This window comes from Citrobacter sp. RHBSTW-00671 (genome assembly GCF_014103415.1).
Classification (GTDB): Bacteria; Pseudomonadota; Gammaproteobacteria; order Enterobacterales; family Enterobacteriaceae; genus Citrobacter.
This window is the reverse complement of sequence record NZ_JABXPR010000006.1, coordinates 39,529-52,459: the sequence shown is the minus strand read 5'-3', so window position 1 is coordinate 52,459 and position 12,931 is coordinate 39,529. Positions and strand designations below refer to the sequence as shown.

Sequence of the window (12,931 nt, the reverse complement as noted above, 5' to 3'; positions counted from 1 at the left end):
AGTTATGTGTTATCGCTGAGAGCGCCGGTACCACCACGGCCGCCCGGTAAGTTTTTTCCCGCGGATAACCCGGAGAATGACCTGGTACAGCACCGGTAACGTGTAGCCCATCATGGCCAGCAGAAAGTAAAAGAGAACCACACAGGTGCAGATAACAAAGGTTTTTACTGACGGGAACGGAAACCAGATGAAGTACACAAGAAACGAGATAACAGGCACACCAAAAACCGTCAGTGGCCGGCCGGCATAACGCCATTTGTTAATGTCCATACTTGCCCTCTTTTAACGCCAGATAGTCCATATATCCTGCGACCTCGATGACTTCCGCTTCGTCGATCAAACCTTCCTGGTGCATTACCCAGGCGTTCTGAATCAGACTGCGGTTTTCAGCGATCAACAGGTCGTCGATGTAGCGGCCCCACTTGCTGTAATCAACGTCATAGAGTTTGCGGCGCAGGCTGTTATCAATGACGAGATATTCACGGACAGCCTTGCGCCGGCCATCTTTTGTTTTAAGCAAGCGTTGCACGATGATGTACGAAAGGATACTCAGCAGGTCAAAGGCGGCAGCTTCACGCATTTCCGGCGGATAGTTCTGCAATGATCGGGAAATGGCCTCTCCGACCGTTTTGACGTGCAGTGTTCCGAGACAAAAATGGCCTGATTTACCTGCCAGCACAGCAGCTTCAAATGACAGGCGGTTAAGGAGCTCACCAACCCCCATAATCTTCGGAGAACGACGTAACCCGGAGAGAGTGATAAAATTGTGGAAGGAATCTATATCACGCCCAATCTGTGACTGTGCCGGCGCCGGCGCAATCCAGTCTCTACTTCCCAGGCGATATTCGATGGGATCTTCAACCGTGATGATTTTCCGGTCCTGGTACGTTTCACCGCAATACTGGAAGATGCTGGCCATCAGGGTTGACTTACCCGATCCCGTTTCACCGCAAATCAGTCCGAGGCCGGAAGCCGGCAACAGAGAATTAAACAGCTCAGGCTCAATGCCCATTTGTTTAAGCTGAGGAATAAACTCATTCAGAACACGGAGTGTCAGAGACATTGCCGCTTCTGTTTTATAAATATCGGCCTGAGTGAAGTTCGCACGGAACCGGCGCGTTTCGCCGCGGCCGAGTCCAATCGTGCCCGCTTCATCACCTCGTAGCTGGATAGCGGTATTAACAACCGCAGCGCTTTTCAGTATCCCTTTGATCTCCTGCCCGAACACCTTATCAACGGTGCGTTCCAGCTCCAGGGTGTCGATTGGGTAATCTGTCATGGGCAGCTGGCGCCCATGACGTTCTACCCAGATCTTATCCCCACCCTGCAACAAGATATCGGACACTTCATTGTTAGAGCAGTGTACGAGAAAACGTTCCAGCGTCTGTGGCGTCAGCGTTGGACCAAAATTGAATGCTTCCATCTACTGCCCCTCAACGTATGGTCGGTTTCCAGCTGCGTTTGTTGATGTCAAACTCAGCTTGCTGCTTCATACGTTTCGTTTTATCACCCAGCATGAGACGGTTTTTATCCCCTGTAACTGTTTGCTGCTGCTGTGTGATAACTGGAGCCTTTATCATGCCCTGCTGCAGTAGCGTGCTGTAGCGCAACATGCCGGTGTAATCCCGTGTGAGGCGATTGAAATTAGCAGTGAATATCTCATCAGCTTTTTGGCGGCCGTCAGACCAGCCCAGCGCGACAGCCTTTTTCCAGATATCACGTTGTTTGCCGTCTTTCGGCATCGCCGCCGGTTCAGGCAATTCGATCCGCTGCGCCATCAATCCGGTCAGAAGATAGCTTTTCCAGGTCGGTGGGTTACTGACAAAGCGTGCCGGCACAACAATGTCGTAGGCACGGTTGGCCGTTCGGATTTGCTCATTGGTAATGTGTGCAACGTCTTTAGCTTCAGCAATGACCGGTGGCAGGTAGCCTTCAGAAGAGATCAGCGGCTGGAACGAATACATGTAATCAAGGTTGCTGCGCTGATTTTCCAGCGCGGCGCGAATTTCTTTAGCGCGTTCTGCCTTACCGCCGCGAAATCCTATGGTGTGCGCTGCGTCGTTTAGCATACTGCCAGTAACATCGGCCTCATCGTCACTTTGGCTTGGCGGGTCCATGTAGTAATCCAGGCCTTTAACATCGGAGTCGTCCGCGCGTGCAACGTTCGCAGCAAGCAGCGGTAACGTCAAAAGCACGATCAGTTTAAGTTTCATGGGCGGGTCCCTCTGAGGAATGAACCTTTCTTCGATGGTGTGAGGTAAAGCAGCTGCAGTTCACCGGGTTTCTGGTTGATGGTGGCACGGTACTGCGTTTGTTGTCGGATCAGGGTCAGCAACTGTTCAAACGTAACCTTCGAACCACCAACATCGATATTGAGTGGAAGCGGTAACTTGATCCCCTGACTGGTGAATTGAAGGCCACGCTGTTTAGCCAGTTGCTCCAGTAATTCGTAAGCATCACCCTGCCAGCTCACACGAACATACTGACTGTTTGCATTGATAATGGTAGGGAATTTGTAACGGGTCCTGTTAATGGCTCCAGCCTGGTAAAGCTCATCCTGTGCGAGTTTTATCTTAATGGCTTGCTCACGCAATTCCTGATCTACCAGCTGCTGTGCAGAGATTTGTTTTTCCTTTTCGCTTTGAGAGGCACAACCGGCAAGAGCTAACAAAGAAACGGCCGCGAGGACCGTTTGCATTTTGATTTTCATTTCTTACTCCATTTTACTTCGGATTGAATTTGTCGTCGCTTTCACTTCTTAATTGCATTTCATTTTTACTATTATTTTGCTCACGAATCAAACGATGTTTCTCGTTTTGAGCATACGCCTGCTGAGCGGCATCTGTGAAGGTAATGCCCTGCGCGACAGGGTGATTGTGGTTCACAGCTGCATCGACGATACGATTACAGCACAGTTCCTTAAACTCGCCGTCACCATCAACACGAACAGATTTGGCTTTACCAGCAATCGTTAATGCAATTGCAAGGTCAGCCGTTTTCTCTTTGTCGATTCCATTACTTTCTGTCAGCACAATGTGACCACGATCAGCCGCTACTGGTTTACCGTCGCGCTCAAAGATAACAGTACCGTCTTTCAAAAGCCGTGGCTTGACACCATGACGTGCTGAGGCCATTACGGCCACATCATCACGATCATGACTGGTGATGGCGTTAAAGGTACGGTTGAACCCGATCTGCTCAACCAGCTGCTGTTTATACTTCTCCTTCTTCCTGGAGGAATAGGCAAAGCCCCTCATTTGGCTGAGCGCTGCCTTATCACCCTTCAGTGCTTCCTGTTCGACCCACTCTCGGTAAGAAAGCCGTGGGTTAGCCGCCCTGAAACCGTTGCGTTCTTCACGCAAGCTAAGACGCAGATTGGCAACCGCCTGCAGGCGTTTGAACTCTGCCAGGTTGTACATCAGCTTTCTGGTATGAGGATCTGAAACAGAATGCCGGACGTTATTTTTCACCAACCGGGTATGTTGGGCAATTTTCCGGTATTCATCGGCGATGCGATCTTTATCCGGAGAATATATCGGTAAATTGTTCCGGTAGGCGCGATAGCGACCCTTGAGAAGCATTCTTTCTTCTGCGCGCTCAATTTTACGCTGCAGACGTTTATTGGCATCTCGACGATAAGCACCAGGGGTATATGCAGTTTTAAATACCGATACTTTGGCCGGTTCAATATGTGAAGGCTGGTATTCACCAAAGCGCTCTTCCATCGACTTCAGGGTATATTGTGCCTTGTTAAATACCAGACTCGCCTTAACAGCCGTCTTCTGGTTTTGATGTTCGTGGGTAATTACGTAGCCCTTTTTCCCCTGTGCTTTTTCGACACGAAGACCGATGCCTGCAAATGTCTTATGCACATCATCCCAGCTTTTGGCTTCACGAAGCCCAGCTGAAACATGGATCAAGTTTTGACGACTACCGCCTACCTGTTCATCACCAACGATATAGCGATAGAGCGTTTCAACACCCTCTTTATTCTCCATCTTGTTGATGCGATCGAGTGAGCGCCAGTTGCCTCGCTCTTTCTTGCTGTGAGGGTTCCGGACAATCTGTTGACGGTCATTAACCACATATGCACCGTTTGAATGGGACCAACCATTCTTCAATTCCAGTAAGCGGCACGCCTGGTGAAGTGTGTCTTTGGTAAAGCTCGATGAGGCTGCTTTATATGTCTGGGGATTGATGCGGTTGACAGCAACATGCACATGCAGGTTATCTGTATCCCGGTGGATGGCAGCAACATACTGGTGATCGGACATGCCCATCGATGCCAGTGTAAACTTCACTGAATCGAAAACCTGATCATCATTCGGCTTTTCATAGTCAGGCCATGAGAGAACATAGTGCATAACTGGATCTTTACAGCGTGTGCTTTGCTGAGAAACTGAATTCATTTCCTGTGCTGCACCATCGAGCGAGAAGGTATTGTACTGGCAGGTAACATCACCAACCACAACTCGCTGTACACCTGGCTCAACATCCACCGGTGTGCTGATCACTTTCTGCTTACGGGTCAGGTAATTGTTTAACCCTTCGAACATATCCGATTTAACAGCTAAAGCAGTCTCAGGAGTAGGCTGAACTGTATCAGTCAACTCCTGAGACGGCTTGTCTGCCATGTACTTAATCAGCTGACCAAAGCTGGACTTTTTGTCCCTTCGGCCCTCAATGATTTTAGGTATCACCATCCATCTCCTGTTGCAGTTTCTGTGCGGCCTTTTTGACCTCGATCAGAATCTCTGAATACTCCTTGCTATGAACCCCGGCACCTTCGTTAAACAGATGTTTTTGAAGGGCTGTTATCTTTACAAGAGCGGCAAGTGCATTGTAATTACCTTTCGATTGAATGCGCTTTCCAAGCCCAGATTTGATAAGATATTGACTAAGACTAAGCCCTGCTTCATGGGCCTTATTGGACAATGCATCTTTAATTTCTGCTGTGCAGCGGAAATGGATTTGTGCATCTGTTTTTCGTGACTCACTACGACTCATCTAATAGCTAACCTCGTTAGGGGGTGTCGGGGCTTGCCCTGACCAAGACGTTTTTGCGTCACTGCCGGCGTGCCGGCGGTGTACCAAAAACACATCTTGTCCCGTACTTAAATACCTCATTGAATTCTACCATCGGCGAGGTTTGAAAGCCAGCAGCGAAGGGCCTGGCAGGCAGAGCAATTGAATCGTGCCGGGCATCATGTAAAATCACCCGAATAGCCTGGGTCGATTTTCTCCGGTTCGGCATGGCGATTTTGACATTATTGGGAGGGCATATGCCTGCAAAAAAGAAAGCATTTTATAGCAGTGAGGACATCGGAAAATTCAAAAGCATTCTCGACGACTTGCCTGATGTGACGTCGGAAAGGCTTGAGAAAAAGCACGTACTCGACGAGCTTAAGTCTGACATTAAGAAGCTGAAAGATTCGAAAGGATATGAAGATAAAGAGATACTGAAATTCCTCAACGATGCGGGTTTTTCAGACGTTACATTACGTGATATCAAGGACATTACTGCCGGACGAGTTGGAAAAAAAAGAACCAGCAACAGCCGAAAAAAAATCACTGGAGTTGACGAAGAGCAGCGCACACAAAATAGCTCTACCGCTCAGAATCCTGACGCTTCAGGTCCGCAGTATTAACCTTCACCTTTCACATATAGCATCCCACATTATGATATAGCTCCCGGCCTGTCAGGCCGGGCATGGGTGCTGCCTGTTCGTGTAATTGTGCGTGCATACTTGTCACCGTTCCGGTGACAAGGGCACTCATTGGCCGGAAAAAAATTTTCCGGTTCCGCTGCGATGCAGCGCTCAATGGTGCGCACGTTCAGGGCCACGATCCGCCCTTGATCCCGATAAATTTACAGGGAAAGGAGTCCGGGCAAGGATATTAAAAAGGGGCGCATACAGCGCCCCTGAGACAGTTACAGATTACATTGCGGCTTCTTTAATCCGCCGGAACACTGCCAACCAGAAACGGAAGTGATCCCATTGCGCTGCGTTCATCGGATGCGACTTTGTTTGCACTCCGTTTGCGACATCTTCAGCATAGTGTATAATCCACAATGGCATTTTGAACCTCACAATTTAAATTGCCTACCCAGCCGGATTGTTGGCGCAATCCGGCACCTTTTCTGGATTTCAATGATTCATCACCTCCTTCACATCCAGAACCAAAAAGTTATCGTTAGCGTGACGCTGCCCTACGATGAAAACAGCATCAAAGCGACTTACTGCAACTACGTTTAGTTTGCCTGTAACCTCCTTTCCGTTGATGTTGATGGTTTCATAGAGCACCTCGTATTCCTTCGCAGAATCGGAATACTTCTGCTCTTTCCAGTTTTCTATCTGTGCGATCAGCTCCGGGGCCAGCTGCTGACGAACACGGTTTAGTTCATAGTCACGATTGAGAATCAGGCGGTAATCTTTAATTAGCTGGTTGATAACCTTGTTCTCATCCCACTCGGATAGCAGTGGGCACTGTTCGCACTGTATAACACCATCTTCAATCAGTTTTTCTCTGATGCCATTAACTACCTGTACAGCACTTAATTCACTGTCGTAGTTCTTTTTAATTTCTTCGCTTCCCGGATATACCATAGCGACATCATTAAAATGGCTTACGATTAATTCTGACACAATAAGGGTATAAACCTCATAAGGGTATAAGGCCGCCATAATATTCTCTCCACGTTATTTACAGAGCGTTTTAATCAATATCCACTTTTAAACTTCACGATTATTATACGTCTAATGAGCCATTGCAGGCAAGAAAAAAATGCCCCTTTTCGAGGCAAATTTTTAACCGGTTTACCACTCCCAAACGGTCAGTTCTGGCACCTGTTCCGCATCCCGGTCAAACCAAATCCAGTCGAACCCGGCACCATTTAACGCGGCTATATTATCCAAAGCACTTGCACTGATCCCCGCCCTGGTTAATTCCACTCGCCATTGTTCAGTAGCAGAAATACGCAATATCCACCCATAGCGATTTTTCTCGATCCAGAACAAACCTTGACCGGACAAGTCATCGTTACAGACCTTGTCCAGTAGTTCCGCGTCTTCTTTTTTTACATGGCCGGTACTGACGACCGCCACCCGATATTGTTCACTGATATTCATACTCCCCCCTATGGATTGGCGGCCCGCGTCCTGCGGGCCGTTCTAACTCAAATACTCACTGCGGGTAATCATTCATATCCGGGAACGGCGGTTCATCATGATTTTCAATGCCTCCCTGGCCTTCTGCACTGGTGTTACGTGGCCCAGCTCCTGGCAGCATCTGCATTTCGCCGTTATTATCGATCACAATTTCCTTATTGCTGCGCATTTTGCCGTCTGTCCCTTGCCATTTGTTATTACGAATGCGCCCGACAAAATACAGCATCATACCCTTTTTGAAGTACTTCCCAGCTGCTTCGGCTTTCTTTCCAAAAATGACAATATCATGCCATTCCGTTTCTTTTTGCTCCTTCCCTTCGTTGTCGCTGTAGCTGATTTCTGTAGCCAGCGTCAGGCTCGCAATGGCCGTTCCGTTTGGGGTGTAACGCACTTCTGCATCTTTGCCAGCACGCCCCATCAGAATCACTTTGTTTTCGCCACGTTTCCACATAATACACCTCATATATTTGATGTTTATCAGTAAAAAATGGGAGGATTAAGGGGGATTTCTCCCCCTCTTTTTCAGTAAAACTTCACGTTCGATTTCAGGGCTTTTTCAAAGTCTTTTACAAAGGAATTTGCAAAAGTGTAATCACGATGAATAAGCTGTTTTGTTTTAGGATTTCGCCACTCAACCTGCACTGATTCGGCTGAGTATTCGATCACCTCGATTTGATTTTTCACACCGAGATAATCAGCAATTGCCATTACGGCATTCACTTTTTTTTGGTCTGCTTCTTTCATTTCAACTCCTTCGCCAGTCGGGGCGCTACCGCGAAAGACTCAACTGCCTTTCGATGTAATAATTATACGTCTAATGAGCCATTTTATCAACTCATCAGACGTATTTTTTTTATTTAATTTTGTTCAAATATGAACATCAAATGATGCCAGACATCTAACCTAATGGCTTGAATTTGGCCTTGTTGTAGGTGATCCGGTAGTCTTTGCACTTCCCGTTCTGCCGCAGGAACTCCAGCGAGACAACGTTAGCAGCGGCAAAATTGATGCACATAATGCTTTCCAGCGCCTCGAACAGGTCGGCTCCATTGGCAAGCGGAAACCACAGATCGTTGTCGCTACCGCTTAATTTTTCATGCAGACAGAAATGCACAGCACGCACGCCGCCAAATTCCGTAACCAGCACCGTATTGCTGGCGCGAATATCAGTTAGTGTTAACATTTTTCCCCCTGTCAGTATTGGCCCCCTCACGGGGGCCGCCGTTTCAGTCAATCGCGCGGTAAATCAAACCGGCTTCGGCGTGCTGGTCGGCATATAATTTGAGCTTTTCCTGCTGGGTGATCAGCATGTCGCAGATGTGCTGATAGCCTTCATCATGTGCGTGCCAGATCATGTGGTTCAGGGTGAACAGGGTCAGCACGATACCGGTAGCTTCTGCGGACAGTTCCCCTTCGAACCAGTTACCGCTAACCGATACCGTGAAGCGCTCTGCGCTCAGTGGGTACATGAAGCCGCTACCGCAAGACAGTTCGACGAACTCCCAGGAACCGCCTTGATAATCGGCGCAGAGAGAGCGTGCGAGGTTGTAGACACCGGCCTCACCTGTGAGATACCAGGCGCCGAACAGACGTGGCAGAAAGGCCATGCGGCGGTTATTGGGGATAATGCGTGCAGTGATGGCGGGTTGATTCAGTTCAGTAGACATTTTCTGTACTCCTGCGCCAGTCGGGGCGCTACCGTCGAAAGACCGGATTGCCTTTCGATGTGATTATTATACGTCTAATGAGCCATATTAATCAAGCAAAAAATTCCCGCCTGCCTGAATATTTTCAGGCGGGAGAACTCTTTCCCCTGTCCATTTTTGGGGGCAGGATCACGCCTGCCCCCTTCTGATTCACATGATTACTATGACTTTGTTTCAGCGTTAAAGTGTACGGCGGCGATCCTGACCAACGGGATCACCGCGCTTTCTTCATCGAGCACACGAAAATTTATCGCTTCCCCCAGGTGCATCAGGTTAGCGATAAAATCAACGATGATTTCGGAAACCGGGTGTCCGTCGCAGTCCTGCTCATTCAGGCGCGCAAACAGCGCCAGCGCCTTAGCGGCCTTGATTGCCCGCTCTTCGTTTTCTTCGTCCATACTGCCGAAACACCATTGCCCCTTTTCAATCAGGGCCAGCGTGTCGTAATAGGCTTCATTCTGGGACATGTTTTTTCCTCCTGCGCCAGTCGGGGCGCTACCGTGAAAGTTCGCTGCGTTACTGCGTGAATTAGCCGTTAATCACCTTCGTGATGCACTCCAGCGCCTCAGACTCCTGCGGATAAAGTCGGCGTGCAGCTCCTTCACCAGACTGGATTTCTTCCAGCCGGATAAACTGCGCCGCCAGCGCCACGACTTTTTGCAGCGCCTCGGCATTGACCTCTATTTTTCGATCGCGGGCGGCATCTTCGCGCACCTGCTTTGCCAGGCTCCAGACGGTATCTTTTCCGACGCCATAACGGCTGTGTGAACTGCATTCCGCGATTTCTGCCAGAACGGCTTCGGCCTCATCGTCAGTGAGGTTCATATCACTGGTGCAGTCATGGACATCTTCAGCAGTCCAGATCAGCAGGCTGATCCGCTGCTGTGGATCAAAACTATCGAGAAGCCTTGCGCAAATTTCATTTACGTTACCGTGCATTGTAAAACTCCTGCGCCAGTCGGGGCGCTGCCGCGAAAGACCGGATGCCTTTCGATGTGATAATTATACGTCTAATGAGCCATATTAATCAAGCGATTTTTCACGCTCATAGCTGCTACAGGCAACGCTGTAGCCGTTTGCATCCAGTTCTGAAGGCCAGTCGTCACGCCCGCAACCTGACAGCAGGCAGGCGCTGAGGTGCCCAGGGCGATAGTCGAGATGCTGGCATGAGGCGCAAAGGTCATCATCTGAGATTGAGCGGCCTGCACAGATAGGCGGCGCTCCATCAGTGGGAATTTCTCGAATATGCAGCGTTGTCACTTTTTTTACTCCTGCGCCAGTCGGGGCGCTGCCGGTTAGGGATGCAGGGGGCTGTCGCCCCCTGCGGCGGTTCAGTCCTTACCTTTATCCTTCATGACTTTAATCAGCCCGGTAATGGCTGTAATGAGGGCGGCCACGGCCGTGATAATCTGAGGGAGGTTATGGAGGATTTCAGAAGAGGTCATAATGCACCTGTAAGGCTGTTTAGGAAGGTACTGATTTGAATCAGTAAAAACATTATACGTCTAATGAGCCATATATGCAAGCAAAAAAACGCCCCGTGTAGGGGCGCTGTGATTATTTTACATACTGCCAGACATGCGGCGGGATCTTATCCCAGATGCGTCCCGATGCCAGCTCTGCGCGGCGATGGTCGGCGGCAGCCTCAAAAGCCTCGGTGTCCTCCGGCGGCACCTGTCCACGATCCCGCATGGATTCGTACATTTTTTCCAGTGTGTCCGGGTTACGACTGCGCCGAAAACGGAGAAGGTAAAAACGCCTCCGCGCCTGATAAACTGTTTCCGCCATGTATCTGCGTCCTGAGCGCCTTGTTATTTCGCATAGTATTCACGTTTTGGTTGAATAAGTCTTCGACTATACGCCCCTTGCGGGGCGTAGCAGGCGGTCAGCCCCAGGTGCTGTAAAAATGGCTTTCGTTAGGATCGGTCTTATAAGCCTGTTCGTACTCGTCAATGCTGACAGACGGATGCTCATGGTTTTCACAGATGCGACGGGTCACGGGTTCGCCTTTAAAGTCGTTCAATACCGGCTTTAACTCGCCAGACATTGCACTGTCTGCTTTCACCTGCTGCGCAGCGATGCGGCGCAGTACGGCGGTTTTCTTACCGCGCAGGGCGATCACCTGATAAAAACAGGTATTTGTCTGCTCATAACCCCAGCTGGAAACAAAAACATCACCAAGAGAAACGGAGCCGTTACGGAACTGAAGGGATTGAATAGCCATATTTATTACTCCTGCGCCAGTCGGGGCGCTACCGCGAAAAGCCTCATTGCCTTTCGATGTGATTATTATACGTCTAATGAGCCATATTAATCAAGCAATAAATACATGCCCGGCATGATTTTTTCAGGCCGGGGAATACTTCCTTTCCCTGTTTATATTTCAGGCCGCAAATGCGGCCTGCCGTCTGCATTACACGCGAGGGGGTAACATTCCGGGATAGTGACTGGCAACCAGATTATTGATCTTCTCAACCAGCTCCGGGCGTTTAAACGTAATGTGCGCGCTGCCCTTTTTGTAATATCGCACGCTGAAGTAATCACACTCGAACACCTTACCGTTGAACTGGTTTTCACTGAAAAAGGCATCCAGTTTGGCACCGTCAGAAACGCGGTAATCAGGCACGTTACGCCCGTCCAGCACGTAGAACGGCCGCGCCAGATCGTCAATTTTGGTGTGCCCGTCTGAGCTGAAGCGCACCCAGCCACTGCGCCAGACATCGAGCAACGGCGCGATGATGATACGCTTGCCAAACATGCAGGGGTTATTGGTTTTATAATCCCACGACAGGGATTTAAAGATATCAATCAGCCCTTGCGTGAAAGTATCGGCCTTGCTTGCGTTCAGGTGCCGGAACGTACTCATAACGTTCTCCAGCGTTATCGGCGGCATTTCCTCGCCTGCCACCTGCCGATCCCATTCCTGACGTTGTTTGTTGCTCATCAGCGTATACATGCCGGTTTCCGACATCAGCCGATCCCAGATTTTTCCGTCGATAACGCGGGAAATAGCCGTTTCGGCCTGGTCTGGTCTGGTGTCGCTCCATTTGATCGCGCTCTCTACGGCTTTGTCGTAGTCATACAGGTACTGACAGCCTCCGGCCTGCTGCATCAGATCGCGCGCTTTTCGCAGCTTGTCTATGCCGTCGAGATAGACGCGAATACCTTCATTCCGCAACGAGATAATGCGCTCAATAGCTATGGACGGGATCACTTCACCGCCATGCTGGCAGGACATCAGATCGACCGACGGGAGAGTTTTTTCAGATGACATTTCAGACTCCTGCGCCATGCGGGGCGCTACCGTAAGGGGTGAACAGGGCTGGCAATGCCAGCCCATCAATGATTATTTGCAGCGCTGAAGCAGTTTACTGACCTGCTCGGCCAGCGCATACGTGGACGCATACGGGCCACTTAAACGACGGTTAGGGATTTCGTTGAGGGCATACAGGCACGCCTTCAGCAGCGCATCTTTCTGCGTTTCCAGTTCAGCTTTAAGCTGGGAGGGGGTCAGTGCTTTACTCATAATTTGTTACTCCTGCGCCAGTCGGGGCGCTACCGCGAAAAGCCTTATTGCCTTTCGATGTGATCATTATACGTCTAATGAGCCATATAAATCAAGTTAATTTTGTTATTTCCCTGGTTTAAGGAGACTCTTTCCCCTGTAAATTTTGCATCACAAGCGCACCGTTCGGGCGCTGCAGGCGAATAATATCGTTCTGGCGAGCGTCTTTTTCCCGGATGATCCGCCAGGTTTCGGTGACGGCGCCGGCTGGCTGATACAGTCTGACCTTCACCTCGGAACGCTCTGCAGACAGCACAATGCAGCCTTTCTCATCTTGTGCAGCTGCGTGCCGGGCTTCATCTTTTTCCCGCGGACAGTCATCAAATCCTGATATTCGGACCGGGTGGCCATCGATATCAACCTGATAGCCGGGCGAAATCACGGGCACGGGCTGTGGCACATTCGGGAAATAATCAGCCAGATCACACCCTGTCAGGGCTACGGGCACAAGGCAGGCATACAGCATTAACATTCGGCGTGTGGTGATCATA

The 12,931-nt window shown here is 49.7% G+C and carries 21 protein-coding genes; 1 reads left to right on the top strand and 20 read right to left on the bottom strand.

Annotation, left to right across the window (positions count from 1 at the left end; all coding sequences use genetic code 11):
* Positions 1 to 9 precede the first annotated feature (9 nt).
* The 6 genes from icmT to mobA are packed head-to-tail and all read right to left on the bottom strand — an operon-like array spanning position 10 to position 5,007.
* Positions 10 to 270 (bottom strand): IcmT/TraK family protein, encoded by a 261-nt coding sequence (gene icmT / locus HV261_RS27020; protein ID WP_004187310.1) that lies wholly within the window; start codon positions 268 to 270, stop codon positions 10 to 12.
* Positions 260 to 1,423: a plasmid transfer ATPase TraJ gene (gene traJ, locus HV261_RS27015; protein WP_004206926.1), complete on the bottom strand. Its 1,164-nt coding sequence runs from the start codon at positions 1,421 to 1,423 to the stop codon at positions 260 to 262. The genes icmT and traJ overlap by 11 nt, the downstream gene beginning before the upstream one ends.
* A 10-nt stretch (positions 1,424 to 1,433) precedes the next feature.
* Complete coding sequence (locus HV261_RS27010; RefSeq protein WP_004187315.1) at positions 1,434 to 2,213, bottom strand: type IV secretory system conjugative DNA transfer family protein; 780 nt, start codon at positions 2,211 to 2,213, stop codon at positions 1,434 to 1,436.
* Entirely contained in the window at positions 2,210 to 2,710 is a 501-nt protein-coding gene (locus tag HV261_RS27005) for a DotD/TraH family lipoprotein (RefSeq protein WP_004206925.1), read from the bottom strand. The genes HV261_RS27010 and HV261_RS27005 overlap by 4 nt, the downstream gene beginning before the upstream one ends.
* A gap of 13 nt (positions 2,711 to 2,723) precedes the next feature.
* On the bottom strand, positions 2,724 to 4,703 hold the full coding sequence (traI, locus tag HV261_RS27000; RefSeq protein ID WP_004206924.1) for a TraI/MobA(P) family conjugative relaxase: 1,980 nt from the start codon (positions 4,701 to 4,703) through the stop codon (positions 2,724 to 2,726).
* Positions 4,690 to 5,007, bottom strand: coding sequence for a plasmid mobilization protein MobA (gene mobA, locus HV261_RS26995; protein WP_004206923.1), 318 nt, complete (start codon positions 5,005 to 5,007; stop codon positions 4,690 to 4,692). The genes traI and mobA overlap by 14 nt, the downstream gene beginning before the upstream one ends.
* 245 nt (positions 5,008 to 5,252) lie before the next feature.
* On the opposite strand from mobA, the gene HV261_RS26990 reads away from it, so the two are divergent.
* Entirely contained in the window at positions 5,253 to 5,648 is a 396-nt protein-coding gene (locus HV261_RS26990; RefSeq protein WP_019725163.1) for a hypothetical protein, read from the top strand.
* Positions 5,649 to 6,149: 501 nt separating this feature from the next.
* Here HV261_RS26990 and HV261_RS26985 read toward each other — a convergent pair.
* From HV261_RS26985 to HV261_RS26920, 14 genes are all read right to left on the bottom strand, one after another.
* Positions 6,150 to 6,686, bottom strand: a complete 537-nt coding sequence (locus tag HV261_RS26985) for a hypothetical protein (protein ID WP_004187332.1) — start codon at positions 6,684 to 6,686, stop codon at positions 6,150 to 6,152.
* A gap of 132 nt (positions 6,687 to 6,818) precedes the next feature.
* A complete protein-coding gene (locus tag HV261_RS26980; RefSeq protein WP_004187333.1) occupies positions 6,819 to 7,130 on the bottom strand; it encodes a DUF5983 family protein in 312 nt (103 codons plus the stop codon).
* Between the two features lie 55 nt (positions 7,131 to 7,185).
* Complete coding sequence (locus tag HV261_RS26975; RefSeq protein ID WP_004187334.1) at positions 7,186 to 7,620, bottom strand: single-stranded DNA-binding protein; 435 nt, start codon at positions 7,618 to 7,620, stop codon at positions 7,186 to 7,188.
* A 71-nt stretch (positions 7,621 to 7,691) separates the two neighbouring features.
* Positions 7,692 to 7,913, bottom strand: coding sequence for a hypothetical protein (locus tag HV261_RS26970; RefSeq protein WP_004187336.1), 222 nt, complete (start codon positions 7,911 to 7,913; stop codon positions 7,692 to 7,694).
* Between the two features lie 154 nt (positions 7,914 to 8,067).
* Positions 8,068 to 8,352, bottom strand: coding sequence for a hypothetical protein (locus HV261_RS26965; protein ID WP_004187337.1), 285 nt, complete (start codon positions 8,350 to 8,352; stop codon positions 8,068 to 8,070).
* A gap of 43 nt (positions 8,353 to 8,395) precedes the next feature.
* Positions 8,396 to 8,836 (bottom strand): antirestriction protein, encoded by a 441-nt coding sequence (locus tag HV261_RS26960; protein WP_004187338.1) that lies wholly within the window; start codon positions 8,834 to 8,836, stop codon positions 8,396 to 8,398.
* A gap of 200 nt (positions 8,837 to 9,036) precedes the next feature.
* On the bottom strand, positions 9,037 to 9,342 hold the full coding sequence (locus tag HV261_RS26955; protein WP_004187339.1) for a hypothetical protein: 306 nt from the start codon (positions 9,340 to 9,342) through the stop codon (positions 9,037 to 9,039).
* A 61-nt stretch (positions 9,343 to 9,403) separates the two neighbouring features.
* Entirely contained in the window at positions 9,404 to 9,814 is a 411-nt protein-coding gene (locus HV261_RS26950; protein WP_004187342.1) for a DUF1380 family protein, read from the bottom strand.
* An 84-nt stretch (positions 9,815 to 9,898) separates the two neighbouring features.
* The gene (locus HV261_RS26945; protein ID WP_011154457.1) at positions 9,899 to 10,135 is read right to left on the bottom strand and encodes a hypothetical protein; all 237 of its coding nucleotides are present in this window, start codon (positions 10,133 to 10,135) and stop codon (positions 9,899 to 9,901) included.
* Positions 10,136 to 10,432: 297 nt separating this feature from the next.
* Positions 10,433 to 10,663: an Hha/YmoA family nucleoid-associated regulatory protein gene (locus HV261_RS26940; protein ID WP_004187345.1), complete on the bottom strand. Its 231-nt coding sequence runs from the start codon at positions 10,661 to 10,663 to the stop codon at positions 10,433 to 10,435.
* A gap of 97 nt (positions 10,664 to 10,760) precedes the next feature.
* On the bottom strand, positions 10,761 to 11,099 hold the full coding sequence (locus HV261_RS26935) for a hypothetical protein (protein ID WP_004187354.1): 339 nt from the start codon (positions 11,097 to 11,099) through the stop codon (positions 10,761 to 10,763).
* A gap of 189 nt (positions 11,100 to 11,288) precedes the next feature.
* On the bottom strand, positions 11,289 to 12,149 hold the full coding sequence (locus tag HV261_RS26930; protein WP_004206911.1) for a DUF4942 domain-containing protein: 861 nt from the start codon (positions 12,147 to 12,149) through the stop codon (positions 11,289 to 11,291).
* Between the two features lie 72 nt (positions 12,150 to 12,221).
* On the bottom strand, positions 12,222 to 12,401 hold the full coding sequence (locus HV261_RS26925; protein ID WP_004187364.1) for a hypothetical protein: 180 nt from the start codon (positions 12,399 to 12,401) through the stop codon (positions 12,222 to 12,224).
* A 118-nt stretch (positions 12,402 to 12,519) separates the two neighbouring features.
* The gene (locus HV261_RS26920) at positions 12,520 to 12,930 is read right to left on the bottom strand and encodes a hypothetical protein (RefSeq protein ID WP_004206907.1); all 411 of its coding nucleotides are present in this window, start codon (positions 12,928 to 12,930) and stop codon (positions 12,520 to 12,522) included.
* Position 12,931 lies beyond the last annotated feature (1 nt).

Bases quoted from the DNA above. Each gene is read 5' to 3' on its own strand.
- HV261_RS26940 (WP_004187345.1), bottom strand. From the start codon at position 10,663: ATGGCGGAAACAGTTTATCAGGCGCGGAGGCGTTTTTACCTTCTCCGT.
- HV261_RS26975 (WP_004187334.1), bottom strand. From the start codon at position 7,620: ATGTGGAAACGTGGCGAAAACAAAGTGATTCTGATGGGGCGTGCTGGC.
- HV261_RS27005 (WP_004206925.1), bottom strand. From the start codon at position 2,710: ATGAAAATCAAAATGCAAACGGTCCTCGCGGCCGTTTCTTTGTTAGCT.
- HV261_RS26950 (WP_004187342.1), bottom strand. From the start codon at position 9,814: ATGCACGGTAACGTAAATGAAATTTGCGCAAGGCTTCTCGATAGTTTT.
- HV261_RS26930 (WP_004206911.1), bottom strand. From the start codon at position 12,149: ATGTCATCTGAAAAAACTCTCCCGTCGGTCGATCTGATGTCCTGCCAG.
- icmT (WP_004187310.1), bottom strand. From the start codon at position 270: ATGGACATTAACAAATGGCGTTATGCCGGCCGGCCACTGACGGTTTTT.
- traJ (WP_004206926.1), bottom strand. From the start codon at position 1,423: ATGGAAGCATTCAATTTTGGTCCAACGCTGACGCCACAGACGCTGGAA.
- HV261_RS26985 (WP_004187332.1), bottom strand. From the start codon at position 6,686: ATGGCGGCCTTATACCCTTATGAGGTTTATACCCTTATTGTGTCAGAA.
- HV261_RS26920 (WP_004206907.1), bottom strand. From the start codon at position 12,930: ATGATCACCACACGCCGAATGTTAATGCTGTATGCCTGCCTTGTGCCC.
- mobA (WP_004206923.1), bottom strand. From the start codon at position 5,007: ATGAGTCGTAGTGAGTCACGAAAAACAGATGCACAAATCCATTTCCGC.
- HV261_RS26960 (WP_004187338.1), bottom strand. From the start codon at position 8,836: ATGTCTACTGAACTGAATCAACCCGCCATCACTGCACGCATTATCCCC.
- HV261_RS26965 (WP_004187337.1), bottom strand. From the start codon at position 8,352: ATGTTAACACTAACTGATATTCGCGCCAGCAATACGGTGCTGGTTACG.
- HV261_RS27010 (WP_004187315.1), bottom strand. From the start codon at position 2,213: ATGAAACTTAAACTGATCGTGCTTTTGACGTTACCGCTGCTTGCTGCG.
- HV261_RS26925 (WP_004187364.1), bottom strand. From the start codon at position 12,401: ATGAGTAAAGCACTGACCCCCTCCCAGCTTAAAGCTGAACTGGAAACG.
- HV261_RS26990 (WP_019725163.1), top strand. From the start codon at position 5,253: ATGGCGATTTTGACATTATTGGGAGGGCATATGCCTGCAAAAAAGAAA.
- HV261_RS26935 (WP_004187354.1), bottom strand. From the start codon at position 11,099: ATGGCTATTCAATCCCTTCAGTTCCGTAACGGCTCCGTTTCTCTTGGT.
- HV261_RS26970 (WP_004187336.1), bottom strand. From the start codon at position 7,913: ATGAAAGAAGCAGACCAAAAAAAAGTGAATGCCGTAATGGCAATTGCT.
- HV261_RS26955 (WP_004187339.1), bottom strand. From the start codon at position 9,342: ATGTCCCAGAATGAAGCCTATTACGACACGCTGGCCCTGATTGAAAAG.
- traI (WP_004206924.1), bottom strand. From the start codon at position 4,703: ATGGTGATACCTAAAATCATTGAGGGCCGAAGGGACAAAAAGTCCAGC.
- HV261_RS26980 (WP_004187333.1), bottom strand. From the start codon at position 7,130: ATGAATATCAGTGAACAATATCGGGTGGCGGTCGTCAGTACCGGCCAT.